The following is a 22,460-nucleotide window of genomic DNA, read 5'->3' on the forward strand; positions in this document are numbered from 1 at the left end:
TCAATCTATTTATATTAGTTGTTTCAATGCAATTTCAAATGCCGTTCGGCTGATATTCTCCTTAGAGGAGTTTTGTTTGTAAGTGTTCAATATAGCTTTTCGGATGGTATCCGAAGTATCTTTAAAAATAAGCTCATCATCAATGCCTACTCTTTTTTCCATGAAGTAAGCAAAAACTCGTGCCATACCACAGTTTGATATAAAATCTGGAATTACACTCACCTTTCCGTCCGTATACTCCATAATCGGCCCAAAAAATATCTCCTTATCCGCAAAAGGTACGTTAGCCCCGCAGGAAATTACTTCTAAACCTGTGTTGATCAAACTATTTATCTGATCTCTTGTTACAAGACGAGATGCGGCACATGGCGCAAATATCTCTGCCTGCAAAGACCAGATACGCTTATTTATTTCATCAAAAGGAATCATCTCATCAGCCCCAGCTATTAGATTGTTCCCATTTTTATTAAGGAAAAAAGTCTTGATTTCTTCAAAAGAAAACCCATCTTCATTAATTACACCTCCGGCGCGATCAATTATCCCAACGATTTTAGCTCCCATTTGGGCCAAGTAATAGGCCGCGGCGCTCCCTACATTTCCAAAACCTTGAACTATAGCTTTTTTCCCAACAACGTTCCCGCCGTATATATCGTAATAATGTTTCACTGCTTCGGCAACACCATATCCGGTAATCATATCGGCAACGGTATACTTCCTGGAAACTTCAGGGGAATACTTTTTGTTTTCCAAAGCTTTGATCACCCCAAGGCGCAATTGCCCAATTCGGTTGATTTTATCTGCTTCGGTAGGCTTAAAATGACCATTAAAAACACCTTCTTGCGGATGCCAGACTCCTGCATCTTCAGTAATTGGAATGACCTCATGAATCTCATCTACGTTAAGGTCCCCTCCGGTACCGTAGTAGCTTTTTAATAACGGTGATACCGCATGGTACCAACGTTCCAACACTCCTTTTTTTCTTGGATCATTGGGGTTAAAGTTAATTCCGGACTTAGCCCCGCCAATTGGTGGGCCAGAAACGGTAAATTTAACCTCCATAGTTTTTGCCAAAGAAAGCACCTCGTTCATATCCAATCCTTCACGCATCCTGGTTCCTCCTCCTGCAGCTCCACCTCTAAGTGAATTTATGACCGTCCACCCCTCGGCTTCCGTCTCACTATCTTTCCAGTTAAAGACAATCTCAGGCGATTTATTTTCGTATGCTTGTAGTAACTCTTTCATTATAAATTGATTTAAATACTATTATGACTCTAATTCCCCATTTAAAAATTTCTCTTTCTCTACGCCAAAACGGCGTTACTGCTGTGTCATAACTTTCAGTTTAAATCAATTCGAAAAACGAATTCAACAAATATAAAAATTTGGCTTGGGATACAAAGTTTTTGACCACTAATGAATCATTAATTTTTTAAAAAAAATTAGCTCACTTTGCTAGGTGTACAATTTATTTCAGAAGCTTATATTTGTAGAAGCTCAAAAAAAAGACAGATAAATTATGGATTTCTCATTATCAGAAGAACATTTAATGATTAGACAGGCTGCGCGCGATTTTGCTCAGAACGAATTACTACCCGGAGTAATCGAAAGGGACGAAGCTCAAAAATTCCCCTCTGAGCAAATCAAGAAGCTTGGCGAACTTGGGTTTTTAGGCATGATGACCGACCCTAAATATAGCGGCAGCGGCATGGACACTCTATCTTATGTTATTGCCATGGAAGAACTATCTAAAGTTGATGCTTCTGCATCTGTAGTGGTTTCCGTTAACAATTCATTGGTCTGCTGGGGCCTAGAAACCTTTGGAAATGAGGAACAAAAACAAAAATACCTGACACGATTGGCTTCTGGAGAAGTAATTGGCGCTTTCTGCCTTTCCGAACCCGAAGCAGGGAGTGATGCCACTTCCCAAAAAACTACGGCTATAGATAAAGGTGACCACTATATTCTGAACGGAACCAAAAACTGGATTACCAACGGCGGTACTGCGGACATATATTTGGTCATAGCCCAAACGGATAGAGAAAAAGGACATAAAGGTATTAACGCCCTAATTGTGGAAAAGGGAATGCCCGGTTTTGAAATCGGCCCAAAAGAAAATAAATTAGGGATACGTGGTAGTGACACACACTCCCTTAACTTTAATGACGTAAAGGTTCCTAAGGAGAACAGAATAGGTGAAGATGGTTTTGGTTTTAAATTTGCCATGAAAACCCTATCCGGAGGCCGTATAGGTATTGCCGCACAAGCACTAGGTATTGCAGCTGGGGCGTATGAGCTGGCACTTAAATATTCTAAAGAACGAAAAGCCTTTGGCACGGAAATTTCCAACCACCAAGCCATAGCTTTTAAACTGGCGGACATGCACGTACAAATAGAAGCAGCACGAAACCTAGTATATAAAGCGGCATGGGACAAAGACCAAGGCAATAATTACGACCTATCTAGCGCCATTGCCAAACTTTATGCATCCCAAACAGCTATGGACACGACTGTTGAAGCAGTACAAATACACGGTGGTAATGGTTTTGTTAAAGACTACCACGTAGAAAGACTTATGAGGGATGCCAAAATAACCCAGATTTACGAGGGAACTAGCGAGATTCAAAAAATAGTAATCTCCAGGAGTATTTTAAAAAATTAATATCTAAGGCACTGCCCACCCCGTTAATTCTATCACATTTACAATAAAAAATAGACCTAAATACCACAACACTACACAAAACAGAGGGGGTTAACTTCAAAAATTAAGAAATATAACAAATACCCCCTCTAAAAACCTTTCACAGGTCTATTGAATGTGCTAATTTTACCATTCTGATAAATTTAGCTCACATAAAAACCATATATGAATATTTTTCAACGTTTTATTTGAAACGTTGAATTTTTATTTGATTAGACAAAAATAGCTGCTAATTATTCATCAGAAATGCTATTTTTGGATAAATACCATAATCTATGACGTTGAAGAAGCAAGGGTTGTACCTACCGGAATTTGAACATGACAACTGTGGCGCAGGTTTTATCTGTAGCCTTAAAGGAAAAAAGTCCAATGATATTATCCATAAAGCACTGGAGATATTAGATAAGTTAGAGCACCGTGGTGCTGTTAGCTCAGACGGAAAAACTGGTGATGGTGCCGGTATACTTATAGATATACCTCATGACTTCTTTAAAGCGGTTTGTGATTTTGAACTTCCTGAGCCAGGTGAATATGCCGTAGGTAATATCTTCCTGCCACAAAAGGAGAACCAGCGTGAGTTCTGTATTTCCACATTTGAGGAAAACATAAAAAAACAAGGCTTAAAATTATTGGGTTGGAGAGATGTTCCTGTTAACCGATCTATTCCTGGCCGTGTTGCTATGGAAACGGAGCCTTTTGTTAAACAGGTTTTTGTTACCAAGGAAAGTGAAGAGCAGGACTATTTTAACTTTAACCTTAAATTGTTCGTTGCCAGAAAAGTTACAGAGCATACGGTAATCAACTCAAAACTATCTGAAAGCAAGTTCTTTTACGTACCTAGCCTTTCAACAAAAATTATCATATTTAAAGGGCTTTTGATGCCTAAGGACATCAGTCTATACTATAAGGACTTGATGGATCCACGTGTGGTAACCCGTTTATCTCTGGTTCACCAACGTTTTTCCACCAACACCTTCCCTACTTGGGATTTGGCACAACCTTTCCGTTACATGTGTCATAATGGTGAAATAAACACGCTACGTGGTAACGTATCTAGAATGCGTTCTAGAGAAGAGCTATTAAAGAGCGATTGGTTTGGCGAGGATATAAAAAACATCCTACCTACTATACTTCCAGGTAAATCAGATTCCGCAACTATGGATATGGTTGTTGAACTTTTGTTGATGACCGGTAGGTCTTTACCAGAGGTTATGATGATTCTTATTCCTGAAGCATGGGAAAAGAACCCGGATATGTCCGAAGCAAAAAGAGCTTTCTACGAGTACCATTCTTGTATGATGGAACCATGGGACGGTCCTGCATCCGTACCTTTTACTGACGGAAACTATATTGGTGCCGTACTTGACCGTAACGGTCTACGCCCATCTAGATACACGGTTACAAAAGATGATTACGTTATCATGTCTTCTGAAACCGGTGTGGTGCAAATTGCTCCTGAAAATGTTGAATTCCACGGAAGACTGGAACCAGGTAAAATGTTCTTGGTAAACATGGAAGAGGGCCGCATCATTAACGATGAGGAAATTAAAGAAGACATCGCCAGCCGACTTCCTTATAAAGAGTGGTTGGACAACAACTTGGTTCACTTAAAGAATATACCTTATAATGATTGTCCGTTATTTTTAGGTGAAGCTTCACTTGAAAAACGTAAATCTGTTTTTGGTTACACCTTAGAGGATATCAATACCATTATCCTTCCAATGGGAAAAACGGCAAAAGAACCGATCGGTTCCATGGGTTCGGATACGCCTATTGCAGTACTATCTCAACGTCCACAGTTAATTTACAACTACTTTCAGCAGTTGTTCGCCCAGGTGACCAACCCACCGTTAGATGGTATTCGTGAAGAATTGATTACTGATATTAGCCTTACCTTAGGTAGTGACCATAATATATTTGACTTCTCTGAATTACATTGTAGAAAATTAAAAATTCAGAACCCGGTTATTTCCAAAGAAGATTTGGATAAAATCAAAAATTACGATGCCAGTCCGGATTACAAGGTTGTTTCCATCCCTGTTCTTTATGAGATAGAAAGAGGTCATAATGGTTTGGAAGATGCTCTAGAATCTATTTTGCAACAAGCATCAAAAGCTATAGATGAAGGCACTAATATTATTATCCTTTCGGATAGGAATGTAAGTCAGACTATGGCACCTATCCCTGCGTTATTGGCCTGTTCATTTGTAAACAGTGGTTTGCAACGTTTAGGAAAGCGAAGTAAGCTTAGTATCATAATTGAATCTGCCGAACCAAGAGAAGTACACCATTTCTGTTTACTGTTCGGTTTTGGGGCCAGTGCAATTAACCCATACTTGGTAAATGAAATTATTGGCGAGCAAATAGAGGAGCATGATATAACCGATTTTACTTTTGAAGAAGCCGTTAAGAACTACAACAAAGCAGTTGGTAAAGGTATTCTTAAGGTGATGAACAAAATTGGAATCTCTACGCTAAACTCGTACCGAGGCTCACAATTGTTTGAGTGTATAGGAATAAACACCAAAGTAGTAGATAAATATTTCCCTAACACACCTACCCGTATTCAAGGTATAGGTTTGTACCAAATAGAAAAAGAAGTAGCTAAACGTCATAAAAAAGCGTTCAACACCAAAGAAGTTGCCGCTAACCTTGATTTGGAAATGGGCGGAGATTACCGCTGGAGACGTGATGGCGAAAAACATATGTTCAACCCATTAACCGTTGCCAAGTTGCAAAAAGCCGTACGTGGTAACGAAAATGAGACGTACAAAGAGTACGCAGAAATGGTGAACGAACAGTCTAAAAACTTAATGACCATTCGTGGGCTATTTGAATTCTCCAATTACGATCCTATTCCATTGGACGAAGTTGAACCATGGACAGAAATCGTGAAGCGCTTTAAGACCGGAGCTATGTCTTACGGTTCTATTAGTAAAGAAGCACACGAAAACTTGGCAATAGCCATGAACCGTATTGGTGGTAAAAGTAATTCTGGTGAAGGTGGTGAAGATGCAGAACGTTTCTACAAAAATGCTACTGGAGATTGGAAGAATAGTGCCATTAAGCAGGTAGCTTCAGGACGTTTTGGAGTAACATCCGATTACCTGACCAATGCACAAGAAATACAGATTAAAATGGCACAGGGGGCCAAACCTGGAGAAGGCGGCCAACTACCTGGCCCAAAAGTAAACCCATCCATAGCCAAAACAAGAAACTCTACTCCTTACGTAGGATTGATTTCGCCTCCACCACATCACGACATCTACTCGATCGAGGATCTATCGCAGTTAATCTATGATTTAAAATCGGCTAACCGTGAAGCTCGTATAAATGTGAAGCTGGTTTCCGAAGTAGGTGTTGGTACCGTTGCGGCAGGGGTTTCTAAAGCCAAGGCAGATGTTGTTCTTATTTCCGGATTTGATGGAGGTACGGGAGCGTCCCCATTGACTTCCCTAAAACACGCTGGTCTACCATGGGAGCTTGGTATAGCGGAAGCACAACAAACCTTGGTCATGAACGACCTAAGAAACAGGATTGTTCTTGAGTGTGATGGTCAGCTTAAAACAGGACGTGATGTTGCCGTTGCTTGTCTCCTTGGAGCAGAAGAGTTTGGTTTTGCGACCGCTCCGCTTGTTGCTTCAGGATGTATTATGATGCGCGTTTGCCATCTAAACACATGCCCAGTAGGTATTGCAACCCAAAACCCTGAATTACGTAAGAAATTTGCAGGGAAACCGGAACACGTTGTAAACTACATGTATTTTGTAGCTCAGGAATTACGTGAAATCATGGCTCAACTAGGTTTCAGAACTATAAATGAAATGGTAGGTCAGGTTCAAAAACTAGACCGTAAGAAAGCTATTGATCATTACAAATCGGCAGGTATTGATTTAACCCCTATTTTATATGAGGTTGATGTCCCGGCAGGAACTAAATTTTATAACACTCAAAAACAAACGCACGACATTGACAACTCAATTGAGTTTGATATTATAGCAAAAGCAAATCCATCTTTATTTAGAAAGGAAAAGCTAACATTAGATTTCCCTATTAAAAATACAGATCGTGCCGTTGGAGCAATCATCAGTAATGAAATCTCTAAAGTATACGGGGCACAAGGCCTTCCTATCAATACTTTAAAACTGAACTTTACTGGTTCTGCGGGACAAAGTTTTGGTGCATTTGCCACCAGAGGTCTTACCATGACAGTAAACGGAAACACTAATGATTACCTTGGAAAAGGACTATCAGGGGCCAAATTGGTCATTAAAGTTCCAGAGAAATCTACCATTGTACCAGAAGACAATGTAATTACGGGTAACGTTACGCTTTACGGAGCAACCGCGGGACGTGCTTACATCAACGGAAAAGCAGGAGAACGTTTCTGCGTTCGTAACTCCGGAGCAAAAGCGGTAGTAGAAGGTATTGGCGATCACGGTTGTGAGTATATGACCGGAGGTGTGGCCGTAATACTTGGTGAAGTAGGAAGAAACTTTGGAGCTGGTATGAGTGGTGGTATCGCCTACATATATGATCAGAAAGGAACTTTCAGAAAAAAATGTAACAATGAAGACCTTAATTTGTTAGAGGTTACCGAAGATAATGATGTTAAACAATTGAAGGATTTAATAGAAAGTCACTACAACTCTACCTTGAGCCCATTAGCACAAAGAATTTTAGAGAAATGGGAAGATTGTCTACCTAAATTCATCAAGGTCTTACCTGAAGAATACAAACAGGCATTATTACGTATGGAAAGAGAAAAATTAGAAACTATTTAAAGTCGAGACATGGGAAAGATTACAGGATTTTTGGAATTCGATAGAAAAGTAGAATCATACGCGCCTGTTGAAGACCGCGTTAAGAATTATAATGAGTTTACCGTTGCCTTAAATGAGCCGGAACTTAAGGAACAAGGTGCAAGATGTATGGATTGTGGCATTCCTTTTTGCCACAGTGGTTGCCCGTTAGGCAACCTTATTCCTGATTTTAACGATGCCGTATATCGTGGCAAATGGGAAAAGGCAGCTACAATTTTACACGCCACCAACAACTTTCCGGAATTTACCGGAAGACTTTGCCCGGCCCCATGCGAAGAAGCATGTGTTTTAGGCATCAACGAAGACCCGGTAACTATAGAAAATATAGAAAAAAATATTGTTGAAACCGCCTTTAAAAAAGGATGGATAGTTGCAAAACCTCCAACAACAAGAACTGGTAAAAAGGTAGCTATTGTAGGTTCCGGACCTGCCGGGCTTGCTGCGGCACAACAACTAAACCGTGCAGGACACACCGTTACCGTTTTTGAAAGAGACGAGAAACCAGGCGGACTATTACGTTATGGTATTCCAGATTTTAAGATGGAAAAACATATCATTGATCGCAGGCTAGAGGTTTTAGAAGAAGAAGGTATTGAGTTTAAGTGTGGTGTTCACGTTGGCAAGGATATTTCAGGTAAAGACCTTCAGAATGATTTTGATGCTGTAGTACTTTGTGGTGGTGCAACCGTTCGCAGAAACCTGCCAATAGAAGGAGCCGATTTAAACGGTGTGGTTCAGGCGATGGATTTCTTACCTCAGAACAATAGAAGAGTAGATGGCGTTAAAGAGTTTGAAAACGAAATCATGGCCACGGGCAAAGACGTTATCGTTATTGGTGGTGGTGATACTGGGTCTGACTGTATAGGTACATCTATAAGACACGGGGCAACTTCTGTTTCAAATTTTGAAATCATGCCAATGTCCACAACCGAAAGACCGGAAGGACAACCTTGGCCTTTTTGGCCAATGCGCCTAAAAACAAGTACGTCCCACAAAGAAGGAGCGGAACGTTTCTTTAGCATATCTACTAAAAAATTCATTGGAGACGATAAAGGTAACCTAACTGGACTAATCACTACTCAGGTAGAGTGGATTAGAGAACCAGGAAAGGCTATGGTCTTAAAAGAAGTGGAAGGCACCGAAAAAGAGTGGAAGTGCGAATTGGCCCTATTAGCATTAGGTTTTACCGGATCTGAAATGACCATTGCCGAGCAATTGGGTATCGAAGCTGATGGAAGAACCAATATTAAGGCTAGTGAAAGCAACTATAAGACCAACGTTCCCGGCATATTTGCCGCAGGTGACCAAAGACGAGGTCAATCCTTAATTGTTTGGGCCATTTCTGAAGGTCGCCAAGCTGCCCATCATGTAGACACCTATCTTATGGGAGAATCTGCCTTACCGCTAAAAGGTGAAGGAGATTTGCCAAGGGTGTAACCAGGGTTAGTTTTATATAACTAGAATTTATACGATCCAACCCAATTAATTGGGTTGGATTTTTTTATCCACTACATCACGTAGTAAAAGGCCTTTTAGGTTTCCGTTATGAACATTAAAAAAGTTCTCTTTTACATGATTCTTAGTGCATTGGCATTCACCCTAATGAATGTTGCCGTAAAACAACTACAGCACTATAACGTCTATCAAATTGTATTTTTTAGGGGGTTTGGCTCGTTCCTACTCACAATGGCCATCCTAAAACGCTTGAAAGTTCCTGTATTGGGAAATAACAAAAAGCTTCTGGTGTTACGCGCAATTGTAGGCACAAGTTCTATGACCCTTTTCTTTATGTCATTGAAATACCTCACGGCAGGAACAGCAGTTTCACTTCGCTATCTAGCACCTATTTTTTCGGCAATATTTGCGATATTTTTATTGAAGGAAAAAATAAAACCAGTGCAATGGTTGTTTTTTATCGTTTCGTTTATTGGCGTTCTAATTCTAAAAGGACTGGACACTAACCTAGATAACACTGGCCTAATTTTAATCTTTGGAGCAGCGGTATTAAGCGGACTAGTTTATATTATCATCAGTAAAATCGGTCAAAGTGACCACCCTATTGTAATTGTAAATTACTTTATGTTTACCGCAACTGTTTTTGGCGGAATATTTGCCATACCCTACTGGCAGAACCCCATAGGAATAGATTGGCTCTTCTTTTCAACATTAGGGTTTTTCGGATTTATAGGGCAACTCTACATGACCAAAGCATTCCAAATAGCCTCCAACAATCTAGTTGCTCCCTTTAAATATCTTGAAGTACTCTTTACTGGACTAATTGGCTTTATGTGGCTAGGCGAAGTTTATACGCTATGGAGTTTAGTAGGTATTGTTTTAATCATCGCCGGTTTGGTAATGAACGTTGCCTACAAAGCCCGAGACAAAAGATATACGATGTAACACTTAATCTATTTATAAATTAAGTAAGTATAATGCCCTATTTTAATTTGGCATAAAGATAACTCAATCACTAATCCTTTTTAGAAGTATACCTAAATATTAGTTAAAGAGGACCAATCAACACTGTAAAAACTCAAATGAAACGGGCTTACGCCTTTCTAAGACAAGAAAGCGCACAAAAGATAATCCACTGTTTGGTATGGCTTTCTTTTATGCGCTAACTAACCTTTATATTTTGCACTGTATTTTTGGCTTATTCAAAACTCTCAATACTCACCTGTTTTGAAGGCCAATAATCATCCTTACGGAACTCAAATTTGGTGGGCTTGTAATCACCTACCAAGGTAACATCTGCCCTTTCTGGAATGGGCAAGTCAAGTCCCCAAAATATGCCATTTACCAGTAATCTTCTGGTACCTTCTACCAATAGGTCATTTGCGGCACCAACTGTAGAGGTAAACGCTTTTCCTTTTTTACCATTAGGTAATTGGTAGGTCTTAATCCATGTAACGGGCATCAACTCTTCACCTAGGCTTTTTCCATCTTTGTTGGTAGTTGCAATTTCATCATCCGTAGGTCTCATTCCGTAAAACACATCGTTTTCATCATACTCTCCTTTTCTATTCATCACCTGCCCTAAGACTATAGGTTGCGAGTCTCCAGGAAGGGGAAGTCTAACCCCGTACACATCACTAGCACCCCATACGTCTCCATCAGAAATTCCGTTGGTTATGCCAGTTGTACCAGCACCAATAGCCACCATTCCCTTTGTACTTTGGTGTTTATGGTGCCCATGATGATTGATCCAGGTTTCGCCAAGAACCAAGCGACCAAAACCGCCGTCCCATTCCGTCTTGTCTCCTTTGTAATTGAAACTATAGTGCGCATATGGAGAATTGGAATCTTCAGGAAAATTAAAACCGTGGGTCGCAGTTCTTAACCCCATAACCGGTTTTCCAGATTTTAAATAATCGTCTATATATTTCATTTGATTATCGGGCAGTGCTCTAAATCGGGTAAAGATTACCATCATATCGGCCGAAGTCAATGCCTCTAATCCCGGTATATTTTTAACGTAATTCGCATTTATAATACCTGGCTTATCTTCTTCCTGCGCAAATAGAACGGTACATTTAAACCCATGATGTTTAGATAAAATTTTTGCCAATTGGGGTAACGCTTCTTCGGAACGGTACTCCTCGTCTCCCGAAATCATAACGATATGCTTCGCATTGTCATTGGCTCCCTCATAGGTCAACCATTTTTTTGGAGCATCTATTTCTTGAGCCATTTCGGGTTCTGTATCAACGGTTTTCTTTTGCTCTTTGCATGCAAATAAAAATAGACAAATAACAATTGGCAGTATATTTTTCATTCTATTCTAGTTTAAATATTTTATTTTTTGATTCCCAATCCTTCTGAGATGAGTTTAAATCCTTCAGTATACACCTCCTCAACCGGCGAATAGTTTCTCCATACATTAATAGCATTGGCAAATTCCGGTATAGTTGTACTAAAGGCTTCAATGGTTACCCAACCTTTATAGTCTATTTCCTTTAGCCCTGAAAAAACGTCTGGCCAGTTCACTTGTCCCCTACCTGGTGTTCCCCTGTCATTTTCACTAATATGCACATGCTTTAGATAGGGCGCTATAGTTTTAATAGCACCAGATTGACTTTTCTCTTCTATATTGGCATGGTGCGTATCGAACATAGCTCCCAAATTTGGATGATTCACCTCCTTTACCATATCACCTAAATCGGCCATGGTATTATATAGGTAACACTCAAATCTATTTACGGCTTCAGGCGTTAGAATAATATTTGCCCCTTTGGCATACTCTGCTGCCTTTAGCAACATTTCATTGCTCCACTTCTTTTCTTCCTGAGTGGGTGGTTTGCGAGTAAATAAGGCAAAAGTGGAATGAAAAGGTCCGCATAAAACTTGGGCATTGGCAGCCGCACCCATATCAATTGACCACTTTAAACGTTCCAGACCCGCTTCTCTTACTTTTTTATCGGGACTTGCAATATTTTGCTCAGCAGATAAAGAGGCTACACCGGTAACCCCCATATCCATTCCGGAAAAATGGTTGCCCAGCTGTGAATAATATTTTTCGGTTCCCTCTCCAAAAAAAAGCTCAATACCGTCATATCCGGTATCCTTTAGAGTATCTACAATACCAAAATGCTGCTCAGTGACATGATTAGTCCAAAGCAACATATTCATCCCTATTTTCATTGTGTAATGGTTTCTTTAAAATTTGTTGTGAAATAAATAAAACATGAAATTCGATTCTGATTTCCTTCTAAAAATCGCGCCGGGGGACTTATGAATTCCATATAGTGAACAAAACTAGCGCTAAATGAAACTTTAAAATTCCTTTATTTTCTTAAAGATTGATACTTTTTTGCCATTTACTACGGAGTACAGCACACAGTCATACATAATTAAACTGATTTTTGAATCTTTAAAAATAGCTTCCTATACTCAAGGGGACTCATGTCTGTAATAGACTTAAATTGTCTATTAAAATTTGATAGTGCGTTATAGCCGCATTCATAACTAATTTGGGAAATATTAAAATTATCCTCTAAAAGCAATTTTCGGGCATGACCAATTCGTATCTCGTTAACAAAACGTGTAAAGGTCTTATTGGCCCTAGGCTTAAAATACCTACAAAATGAAGTTGTGGTCATGCTTAAAAGACCTGCGGCCTCGTCCAGAGATATATTGGTCTTAAAATTAGACATCACATAATCATACACTTTGCGCATTTTTTCCGCATCTCCACCTTTAAAAGCATTCATATAGTTAGGACTGGCCAACATCGTATACTCATTGCTATTGGATAAAGTGTCTAATATTTTCAACAGATGTAAAATTCTCTTAAAACCCTGTTGGTTATCCAACTCTAAAATAAGTGCTATAATGGCTTCCCTTGTTTCTCCATAAAATTCTATACCCCTTAAAGAATGTTCTACAAGCTTATTTATCTTGTAAAACTCTTCCATCTCAAGAAGTGGCTCGTTTAAAAGTACATGATCAAAATAAATGACCAAGCCCCTAGTAGAAAGTTTACTGTCCTTTTGAAAATAGACATCGTCACTTCTCCATAAATGAGGAAGGTTGGGCCCCGTCATTACAAGGTCGCCTTCTTTGAAATTCTGTACATGGTCACCTATAAATCGCGTTCCCTCGCCTTCTACGATATATGAAATCTGAAACTCAGGATGAAAATGCCAATTGGGATTAAAATAAGGACCAATAAGGTCTTTATAGATAAAAGTTTCCTTTGGCGTCAACGTCTTTTCTATACTTGGAGCACTCATAAATTTTCTCTATAAATACGTTTAGACCCCAATATATGATAAAAAAGTATCAACTTTTAATAAGATACAGGATAATTTAAATCAAAATCTATCATAGCTTTGTCTACAATCTCAACAACAATCTAATTTTATCGGCAAATTTTTAAAAATAGTTAAGCTAATGTGGATGCAAATTCCGATATTAACAAGTGTAAAAAGTACATTAATAATTTTAAGCCTATTTAGCTTGTAAGAGCGATATAAATACTCAACCAAGACCAAACCATCGTCATCTTAACTCAAAACAAAATTATTCTACCTATTATGAAAATTATTAAAACGATCGACAAAGCAAAGCTCATCATGACCTTTGTCGTAGCACTTTCATTTTTGGCATGTAGCGAAAAAGAAAACAACACCTTAACCGTAGATAAAAACTCTCGCATTGTTTTAGTAGGAAACAATTTAGGATCAAGAATGATGGAGTTTGGGCATTTTGAGACCGAAATGCAACTAAGGTACCCCACCGATTCCTTATATATTAGAAATATGTGCGATGGAGGAAACACTCCTGCCTTTAGACCACACGCCGCTAGAAAATCTCCATGGGCCTTTCCTGGAGCCGACAAGTTTGAACATGACCCAGGAAGCAGAATACACTTTATTGAAGATGATGGCGGACACCAATCCGGAAGTGTAGGTCACTTTCCTACTCCCGATGAATGGATTACCAGCTTAAAACCGGATATCATACTTGCATTTTTTGGCTATATAGAATCTTTTGAGGGCCAAGAAGGTCTTGAAAATTACAGGGAAGAACTGCGTGCGTTCATAAAACATACTTTGGCCACCAAATATAACGGCATTGCTCCTCCACAGCTCGCCATTGTTTCGCCTATTGCTTTTGAAAATCTTTCGGCCAAAATGGATTTACCCGATGGTATACAGGAAAACAAAAATTTGGCACTTTACACCCAAGCTATGAAAGAGGTTGCCAATGAAGAAGGTGTACTTTTTGTTGATGCGTTCGATGCTACAAAAAAATGGTACGAAACCGAAGATGAAGACCTTACCCAAGATGGGTTTCAGCTTACGGATTCTGGCTATAAAAAATTCGCCAAATTATTGGCCAACTCCGTATTTGGAGAAAAGCAAACTACTGAAACCAACAGCCAACTTGTTCATGAGGCCGTTATGGAAAAGAACTGGTTTTGGCTCAACGATTTTAAAATACCCAATAGCGTTCATGTTTACGGAAGACGGTACGACCCTTTTGGACCGGACAACTACCCTTTTGAGATTGCCAAAATTCGGGAAATGACGGCTATACGTGATACTGCTATCTGGATGGCCGCTACCGGTAAAAAAATGGACTTGGTCGCTGCCGATGCAAAAACAAAAAAATTGCCTAAGGTAGAGACCAACTATAAAGAAAGTGAAAAAAATGGGACTCCTAAATACCTCTATGGCCAAGAAGCTCTAGCTCAAATTAAAACCGCTCCAGGCTACAAAGTAGAACTTTTTGCCTCCGAAGAGCAGTTTCCTGATTTGGCCAATCCTGTTCAAATGTCTTTTGATAACAAGGGCCGTTTATGGGTGGCCGTAATGCCAAGTTACCCTCATTATAAAGCTGGAGACAGTAAACCAAATGATAAACTTCTCATTTTTGAAGACACGGATGGCGATAACAAGGCGGATAAGCAAACTGTTTTTGCAGACGGTCTACACCTTACCATTGGGTTTGAATTTGCTCCGGAAGGCGTGTACATGTCCCAAGGAACCAACCTAATTTTATTAAAGGATACCGATGGAGATGATAAAGCCGATAAAAAAGAAATTATTCTAAGTGGGTTTGATGATCATGATACACACCACGCTATTAGCGCCTTTACTACCGATCCATCCGGTGCTATTTATATGGGCGAAGGTACTTTTCTTCATTCCAATGTAGAAACGGCCTATGGAAGTGTTAGAGGGTCTAACGGAGGTTTTTACCGTTATAGTCCACAACGTCATCATCTTGAACGCACCGCCCAATTGGCAATTCCAAATCCATGGGGTATAGCTTTTGACGATTGGGGGCAGCCATTTTTTGAACATACCTCTGGTCCGGCTGCCACTTGGATGATGCCGGGAACTATTGTTCCGCGTTACGGGGTAAGCTCTCCTATCCCAGAAAACCTTATTGAGAAAGACCACTTAGTGCGTCCTACTTCCGGCCTAGAATTTGTTTCTAGTCGTCATTTCCCGGATAATGTACAAGGAGATATGTTGATCAATAATACGATTGGATTTAGGGGAACCAAACAACACAAAATGGTAGATGACCCCAAAACTGCGGGCTATATCAGCAAACATAGACAAGACCTTATTTTTTCCGATGATAAAAATTTCCGCCCCGTAGATATGGAGTTCGCCCCAGACGGTTCACTTTACTTTTTGGATTGGAGCAACGTACTCATAGGTCATATGCAACACAATGCACGCGACCCACTAAGAGATCACGTACATGGTAGAATTTATAGGGTTACCTATCCCTCTAGACCATTGGTAAAACCAGCTAAGGTTGCAGGTGCAACAATAGACGAATTGTTGGAGAACTTAAAATTACCGGAATACAGAACGCGCTACAGAACCAAAAGAGAATTACGTGCTCGTAACGCCGATGAGGTTTTGGCCAAATTGGATATCTGGGTTTCCAACCTTGATAAAAAAGATGAAAATTACGAACATAACCTTTTAGAGGCTCTTTGGGTTAGTTGGGGACTTAACAATATTGACCATGATTTATTGACCCAATTATTGGGAGCTAAAGATTTTAGGGCACGTGCAGCTGCAGTTGAAGTATTGAGATATAGCGGACACCAAATTAATGATCAAGCAGAATTGTTGATGCAGGCCGCAAAAGATGACAATCCTAGAGTACGCCTTGAAGCATTGGTTGCCGCATCTAGACTAGGTAAAGATATTGGCATTCCTATTATTACCGAAGCCGGAAAAAAAGGATTGGACAAATGGATGAAAAAACCTTATGAATCTGCCCTTGCACATTTGAACGGACATAGAGCTGGAGAAGAAGCTAAAGAAGTAATAGAAACAGATTTAAAAGGAAAAGATTTAGAACTGTTAATGGCTGGACAAGAAATTTATGAAAGGGATGGCTACTGTGCTACCTGTCACCAATCGGATGGTGAAGGCCTTAGCGCTTCAGGGTTCCCTCCTCTAGCAGGTTCAAAATGGGTAACCGGCAGTGAGGAAAGACTGATTAAACTCACCACAAACGGAATTATGGGCCCTATAGAGGTAAAAGGCAAGAAATACCCTGGTCAAGTACCCATGACCCCATTTGGCAAATTATTGAATGAAGAAGAGACTGCCGCCGTACTTACCTATGTTAGAAATACATTTGGCAACAAAGCTTCAGCCATTTCACCTGAAAAAGTGAAAGAAGTTCAGGAACAGATTAAAGATAAAGAAGGGTTCTATTCTCCCGAAGAATTACTTCAGGAGCACCCAATGAAATAATTTAAACGTATACCATTCTACCATTTGCAAAGGGGACATTCTTATGAGTATCTCCTTTGTTTTTTCTTCACGTTAGAAAATTTTGATACTGTTTTACAGAATGAGCAGCCGTTCTCTTCAATTACAAAACTGATACTATTTTATCTTTTGTTAAAACAAAAAAATACCACTCTTCTAAGCCTCTTAAACTTTCATTTAACCCTTTAGTAAAAAAACAAAATCCTCAAGCCATACCATTCAACAAAAAATAGCAAGTATTGATAATTTCTTAAAAAGTCTTCCCAACTCTGTTTTTTAATACCACTTTCAAAACTTCAAAAAACAATCCGCAACCAAAATAAAGGCCTTCCTCTTCCCCATTTTTTTGCGTCAAAAATTATAGCGACTAAAAATGCGAAATTAGAAAAACAATAAAGCTAATAATATCAAATAATTAAAAAATGACAAAAAAATACCATTATTAGTAAAATTACAGGTGTACTCGCACACTACATACAATTACATTTGAAGGAAATCCCCCTAACTAATTCATCAACTTAAACTTTTAGACTATGACTTCAATGTTATCATCTTTTAAGATCAAACAGTTTTGCATCTTATTAGGTATTCAAATTGTATGTCTCCAATCTTCCTTTGGGGCTAGTTTATCTATCGATTCAATTGATAGGTTTACAGAAAGAAATGACACCGTTCGGCTACTCATCAAGAATGACCAGGACAACGTAATTACGGGTACCGTTAACGACCAAGGCAACCAACCTTTACCTGGTGCAAGTATTATTGAAAAAGGCACAACAAATGGCGTAACCACAGACTTTGATGGAAATTTCTCCATTGAAGTTAGCAATCAAGATGCCGTACTGGTTATCTCTTATATAGGATATGCTACGAGAGAAGTACCCATTAATGGCCAAAACAATATAACAATCGGCCTTGAGGAAAATGCATCTGCGTTAGACGAAGTAGTACTGGTTGGCTATGGCACCCAAAAGAAGAGTGATTTAACTGGTGCCGTGGGCTCCGTAAAAGCGGAGGAACTAGCCGAAAGACCAGCCGCGTCTATGAACCAAGCCATTGCCGGTAAGGTTTCAGGGGTTAACATTACTTCAGGATCAGGTAGACCCGGAGGTAGAACTGTTGTTAGAATTCGTGGAAATACATCGGTAAGTATTGCCAACACACCACTTTATGTTATTGACGGCGTAATCCTTAGCGCCGCTAGTCTACCCAACGGAAGCACGCCCATAGATTACATGAACCCTAACGATATTGAATCTATTGAAGTACTTAAAGATGCGTCGGCAACAGCTATTTATGGGGCTAGAGGTGCAAACGGTGTAATTCTGGTTACTACAAAGAGAGGCACAACAAGTGGTGGTGGCCGTCTTAATTATGATGTTGATTTTAGCATAGGAACACTCCCCAAAAAGCTTAATTTATTAAACTCCGAAGAATTTCTTCAAGTAGAAGAAACGGCGTACGCCAATGCAGAAAAGTTTGACCCTGAAGGTTGGGCAGGAGGAAGGTATACAGACCCTAGACTCAAAAGAACCGACCCAAGGTTGTTTGATTCAGAAGGAAACCCTCTATACGATACGGATTGGCAGGATGAAGCTATTAGAACTTCGTTTACACAAAACCATCAACTTTCTTTTACCGGAGGAACCCAAAAGGGCAACTACGGACTTTTTATGGGCTTTCGAGATGAACAAGGACTTATTATAGAATCATGGTTAAAGCGTTATTCGGCTAGATTCACAATGGATTCCGATATCACGGATTGGTTAAGAGTTGGTGGTAGCTTAGGTTATAATGACCAAAATGAAAAACAAGTAGACCAATTAGGTGGTGGCGGTATCACCACAATGCGTCAAGTTTTTGAAGCGCTTCCTATTATACCGGTCACTTATGAAGATGGCACATGGGGCTCTAACATAGATTATCCCGGCATGGAAGGTGGCGGAAGTCCTGTTGCTGTGGCCAATGACAGAAGGTACTTCCTCAAGACTCAAACGGTTTTAGGTAATTTCTATAGCAACATTGCCTTCAATAAAAATTTGCAATTGAGAACTACAGTTGGGGCAAACGTCATAAATCAAAGGAATGACTACTACGGAGGTCGTGACTTAAGATATATTGCCAGACCTGATGGAGCGGCCTATGTTTCAAACGGAAGATATAACTCTTGGCAATTTGAAAACTATTTGACCTATAACAAAGATTTTGAAAACGAAAATTCGTTAACAGCCATGCTGGGACTTTCTTGGCAGCACATAGATGAATTTGAGTCCAAAGCGGAGACTAGGGGTTTTGCAGATGATTTTTACGGTTTCAACAATCTTGGAGCTGGGTCCAATCCGCAAACACCAACGTCAAGTAAAATAGCATACGGACTTAACTCTTATTTTGGCCGTGTAAACTACAACCATCAAAACAAATATTTGCTGACCTTAACAGGAAGAGCGGATGGGTCTTCCAAATTTGGTCCAGAAAATCAATTTGCATTCTTCCCGTCGGCGGCATTGGCATGGAGAGTATCCAACGAAGATTTTCTGTCCCAAAGTGAAACCATTTCCAACCTAAAAATAAGGGCTAGTTATGGAGCCACAGGAAACTCAGAAATTAAAGCTTATAGAGCCTTAGCAGGTCTTGAAAGTGGGTCCGTAATCTTTGCAGGAGACCGCGCTTCCTTTAATATACCGGAACGAATGGCCAATCCAGATTTAAAATGGGAAAAAACAGAGCAGGTAGATGCAGGAATTGAGCTTGGCCTGTTAAACAACCGCATAGCAATAGAACTTGATGTATACCGTAAATTAACTACAGATATGCTCTTGGATGCTCCCGTACCTTCTACCAGTGGTTTTACAAGCGTTTTCCAAAATGTGGGCAGCATGGAAAACAAAGGGGTTGAGTTTACCTTAAATACTACCAACATTGATAACGAGGTATTTGGATGGAATTCAAATTTTAATATTTCCATAAACAAGAACAAGGTTGTAGCATTAACGGGAGGTTCTGATATTTTCCTTGGGTCCACGCTAATACGAGAAGGAGAACCGGTAGGAACTTTCTTTGGTTATATTGATGAAGGTACATGGAATACAGATGAGGCCGCCCAAGCAGCCATTTATGACAGACTTCCCGGCGACATTAAATACAAAGACCTAAACGATGATGGAGCCATAAATAGTGATGATAGAGCTATCATAGGAAAAGGAATTCCAGATGGCTTTGGAACTTTCTCCAACACATTTAGATACGGCAATCTTGAGCTATTGGTTGATCTTCAATTTCAATATGGTAACAGTCTCATGTACCGTGATGAGCATTCGGCCGAAGACCGTCAGACCATTGCCAACAGCTTTTCTACTGTATTGAATGCTTGGACACCTGATAATCAAGATACAGATATAGCCCAAATTAGACCTATAGCCGCTGGATATGACACCAATAATGATTCTGGAAAATTAAAGGATGCCTCTTTCTTAAGAGGAAGAAACTTAATGCTTTCCTATGTCTTTAATCCTGAACTTACAAAGCGCTTACATTTAAACCGCCTAAGACTCTATACGTCTGTTCAGAACTTCTTTGTATCCACAAAATTTCCCGGGTACGATCCAGAAAGCTCCAATGGAGGAGGCACGTTTGACCAAGGTTACTCCTTATATGATTACCCAAGACCCCGCACATTTATGATTGGGCTTAATGTTGGATTATAATAATATAAAACGATAAAAAATGAAAACCTATAAAAACATCATAAGAACTATAGTGGCCCTGACCGCTATATCGCTTACAACTTCATGTAGTGACTTTTTAGATGAAGAAGACGAGTCCAATTTTACTACTGATACCTATTTCACCAAAGCAGAACATGCCGAAAGTGCAGTAAATGGTATATATGAACCTCTAGTTCCTATTACAAACAGTGGGTTCGGAGGAGGAACTTGGCTCATGCTAGAATTTGCAACTGGTTTAGCAAATACTTCTTTAGGACAAGCCACCAACATTTATTTAGTCAAAGATTTGATTAATAATTCGGACAACGGATACGGAAGTAGCTTTTGGAATGAATATTATACAGGTATATCAAGAGCAAATTTAGCTATTGAAAAAATTCCAGAAATAAATATGGATGAGACCGCTAAACAGAACTATTTGGCCGAAGCCAAGTTTTTTAGGGCTTATTATTATTTTGGACTGGTAAGAATGTTCGGTAACATTCCAATTATTACAGAATCCGTAGACTTAACTTCAGAACAGCTATACCCTGAACAAGCTTCACCAGAAGCGGTTTACGACCTTATTGTATCAGATTTAACTGAAGCCGAAAATTCCTCCCTACCGTGGAGAGATGAATCAGGTAGAGTAACATTAGGAGCGATTAAAACATTGTTGGCAGATGTTTATTTAACTATGGGCGGATACCCTCTTCAAAAAACCGAAAATTTTCAACTAGCCGCCAATAAAGCCAAAGAAGTAATAGACTCTGGTCAGTATACTATATTCGATTCATATGATGATTTACATAACCCCGCTACTAAAAATACAGGGGAGTACATCTTTATGACGCAATTTGCCGCCAACATACAATCGGCAAACTGGCAACCGGCAATTCTACCGTATAATTTAGGAATCTCAGCCTACTCAGCACAGACTGGAGGTATATTTTCAACCAATGAATTTGCAAATTCCTATGAAGCGGGAGATAAACGTGCTGAAGAAAAACAATTCTATTTTACAAGCTACTCTTTGGAAGCGGATAGAAGTGACAGTGTTAATTTGGGCGCTCCGTATATATTTAAGCATTTTGATGTTCAGGCCAATGAAGAAAGCGCACAATCCGATTTAAATTGGTGCATCTATCGTTATTCCGATGTGTTATTAATGTATGCCGAAGCTGTTAATGAAGCAGAAGGAACACCCTCCGCAGATGCGTATGCGGCCATTAATGAAATTAGACAACGTGCTGAAATTGCGGATTTATCCGGCCTATCACAAGAAGCATTTAGAAATGCAGTACGAATAGAGAGAATTCATGAACTAAGCTTTGAGAACAAAACTTGGTTTGACATGGCTAGATGGAGAAAAGCTTATAACCCAGAAACCAATCAACTAGAAGATTTTGTAGGGCACAACTTTTCCTACCTCCCCAATAAAGCATTAACAGAAAGAGAACTCCTGTTCCCAATTCCAACATCAGAAATGCAAAACAACCCTAACCTATCGCAAAACACAGGTTACTAATACATAAGATACTTTTAAAAATTTCTTTTTTTTGATAGTTAGTTGATAGTGAAGATAGCCCTTGGTTTTACCAAGGGTTATTTTTTTTGTGGCACCTTTCACAAGAAGAAGACACTCTATAGATTGTTTGGAGACGGATAATCCTTATCGAATACAACTAGCTTCATCGGGTTTGTACATAGTGGATAGTCATATAAAATCACGCTACTCACATATCAAACCAACACCATCCCTCGGGGCAGGACAAAAAAAAAGGTCCCGACCAGTAAAACTGATCGGGACCTCGAAGCAAGGCGGCTTCCTACTCTCCCACCTATTGGCAGTACCATCGGCGCTGGCGGGCTTAACTTCCCTGTTCGGAATGGAAAGGGGTGGGCCCCGCCGCCATGGCCACCTAAATTTTGGATATTTTGATACTTGGCCCTTTCGCTATCGCAGCGGCCGAAGTATGAC

Annotated in this window: 11 protein-coding genes and 1 rRNA gene; 7 read left to right on the plus strand and 5 right to left on the minus strand. The window is 39.7% G+C overall.

Features of this window, described 5'->3' with window-relative positions; translation table 11 throughout:
• Window positions 1-9 precede the first annotated feature (9 nt).
• The gene (locus KO513_RS00895) at window positions 10-1,242 is read right to left on the minus strand and encodes a Glu/Leu/Phe/Val dehydrogenase dimerization domain-containing protein (protein ID WP_215911877.1); all 1,233 of its coding nucleotides are present in this window, start codon (window positions 1,240-1,242) and stop codon (window positions 10-12) included.
• 274 nt (window positions 1,243-1,516) lie between these two features.
• On the opposite strand from KO513_RS00895, the gene KO513_RS00900 reads away from it, so the two are divergent.
• From KO513_RS00900 to KO513_RS00915, 4 genes are all read left to right on the plus strand, one after another.
• Window positions 1,517-2,659 carry an acyl-CoA dehydrogenase gene (locus KO513_RS00900; protein ID WP_215911878.1) on the plus strand — a complete coding sequence of 381 codons (1,143 nt, stop codon included), beginning with the start codon at window positions 1,517-1,519 and terminating at the stop codon, window positions 2,657-2,659.
• Between the two features lie 314 nt (window positions 2,660-2,973).
• A complete protein-coding gene (gene gltB, locus KO513_RS00905; protein WP_215911879.1) occupies window positions 2,974-7,482 on the plus strand; it encodes a glutamate synthase large subunit in 4,509 nt (1,502 codons plus the stop codon).
• Between the two features lie 9 nt (window positions 7,483-7,491).
• Complete coding sequence (locus KO513_RS00910) at window positions 7,492-8,958, plus strand: glutamate synthase subunit beta (RefSeq protein ID WP_215911880.1); 1,467 nt, start codon at window positions 7,492-7,494, stop codon at window positions 8,956-8,958.
• Window positions 8,959-9,066: 108 nt separating this feature from the next.
• Window positions 9,067-9,921 (plus strand): DMT family transporter, encoded by an 855-nt coding sequence (locus tag KO513_RS00915; protein ID WP_252735631.1) that lies wholly within the window; start codon window positions 9,067-9,069, stop codon window positions 9,919-9,921.
• Window positions 9,922-10,174: 253 nt separating this feature from the next.
• On the opposite strand, the gene KO513_RS00920 is transcribed toward KO513_RS00915, so the two are convergent.
• The 3 genes from KO513_RS00920 to KO513_RS00930 form a co-directional block, all read right to left on the minus strand.
• Window positions 10,175-11,296 (minus strand): ThuA domain-containing protein, encoded by a 1,122-nt coding sequence (locus tag KO513_RS00920; RefSeq protein WP_215911881.1) that lies wholly within the window; start codon window positions 11,294-11,296, stop codon window positions 10,175-10,177.
• A gap of 20 nt (window positions 11,297-11,316) precedes the next feature.
• Complete coding sequence (locus KO513_RS00925) at window positions 11,317-12,162, minus strand: sugar phosphate isomerase/epimerase family protein (protein WP_215441082.1); 846 nt, start codon at window positions 12,160-12,162, stop codon at window positions 11,317-11,319.
• Window positions 12,163-12,371: 209 nt separating this feature from the next.
• The gene (locus KO513_RS00930; protein ID WP_215441081.1) at window positions 12,372-13,253 is read right to left on the minus strand and encodes an AraC family transcriptional regulator; all 882 of its coding nucleotides are present in this window, start codon (window positions 13,251-13,253) and stop codon (window positions 12,372-12,374) included.
• Window positions 13,254-13,556: 303 nt separating this feature from the next.
• Between KO513_RS00930 and KO513_RS00935 the strand changes: the two genes are divergently transcribed.
• The 3 genes from KO513_RS00935 to KO513_RS00945 all read left to right on the plus strand — a co-directional run bounded on the left by KO513_RS00935 (window position 13,557) and on the right by KO513_RS00945 (window position 22,007).
• Window positions 13,557-16,757: a PVC-type heme-binding CxxCH protein gene (locus tag KO513_RS00935; protein ID WP_215911882.1), complete on the plus strand. Its 3,201-nt coding sequence runs from the start codon at window positions 13,557-13,559 to the stop codon at window positions 16,755-16,757.
• Between the two features lie 551 nt (window positions 16,758-17,308).
• Window positions 17,309-20,479 (plus strand): SusC/RagA family TonB-linked outer membrane protein, encoded by a 3,171-nt coding sequence (locus KO513_RS00940; protein ID WP_215911883.1) that lies wholly within the window; start codon window positions 17,309-17,311, stop codon window positions 20,477-20,479.
• Window positions 20,480-20,498: 19 nt separating this feature from the next.
• Window positions 20,499-22,007: a RagB/SusD family nutrient uptake outer membrane protein gene (locus KO513_RS00945; RefSeq protein ID WP_215911884.1), complete on the plus strand. Its 1,509-nt coding sequence runs from the start codon at window positions 20,499-20,501 to the stop codon at window positions 22,005-22,007.
• Between the two features lie 288 nt (window positions 22,008-22,295).
• On the opposite strand, the gene rrf is transcribed toward KO513_RS00945, so the two are convergent.
• Window positions 22,296-22,405 (minus strand): 5S ribosomal RNA (rrf, locus tag KO513_RS00950).
• Window positions 22,406-22,460 lie beyond the last annotated feature (55 nt).

The sequence above is a fragment of the Zobellia sp. B3R18 genome (assembly GCF_018860715.1).
GTDB lineage: Bacteria > Bacteroidota > Bacteroidia > Flavobacteriales > Flavobacteriaceae > Zobellia > Zobellia russellii.

Bases quoted from the DNA above. Each gene is read 5' to 3' on its own strand.
- KO513_RS00895 (WP_215911877.1), bottom strand. From the start codon at position 1,242: ATGAAAGAGTTACTACAAGCATACGAAAATAAATCGCCTGAGATTGTC.
- KO513_RS00900 (WP_215911878.1), top strand. From the start codon at position 1,517: ATGGATTTCTCATTATCAGAAGAACATTTAATGATTAGACAGGCTGCG.
- gltB (WP_215911879.1), top strand. From the start codon at position 2,974: ATGACGTTGAAGAAGCAAGGGTTGTACCTACCGGAATTTGAACATGAC.
- KO513_RS00910 (WP_215911880.1), top strand. From the start codon at position 7,492: ATGGGAAAGATTACAGGATTTTTGGAATTCGATAGAAAAGTAGAATCA.
- KO513_RS00915 (WP_252735631.1), top strand. From the start codon at position 9,067: ATGAACATTAAAAAAGTTCTCTTTTACATGATTCTTAGTGCATTGGCA.
- KO513_RS00920 (WP_215911881.1), bottom strand. From the start codon at position 11,296: ATGAAAAATATACTGCCAATTGTTATTTGTCTATTTTTATTTGCATGC.
- KO513_RS00925 (WP_215441082.1), bottom strand. From the start codon at position 12,162: ATGAAAATAGGGATGAATATGTTGCTTTGGACTAATCATGTCACTGAG.
- KO513_RS00930 (WP_215441081.1), bottom strand. From the start codon at position 13,253: ATGAGTGCTCCAAGTATAGAAAAGACGTTGACGCCAAAGGAAACTTTT.
- KO513_RS00935 (WP_215911882.1), top strand. From the start codon at position 13,557: ATGAAAATTATTAAAACGATCGACAAAGCAAAGCTCATCATGACCTTT.
- KO513_RS00940 (WP_215911883.1), top strand. From the start codon at position 17,309: ATGACTTCAATGTTATCATCTTTTAAGATCAAACAGTTTTGCATCTTA.
- KO513_RS00945 (WP_215911884.1), top strand. From the start codon at position 20,499: ATGAAAACCTATAAAAACATCATAAGAACTATAGTGGCCCTGACCGCT.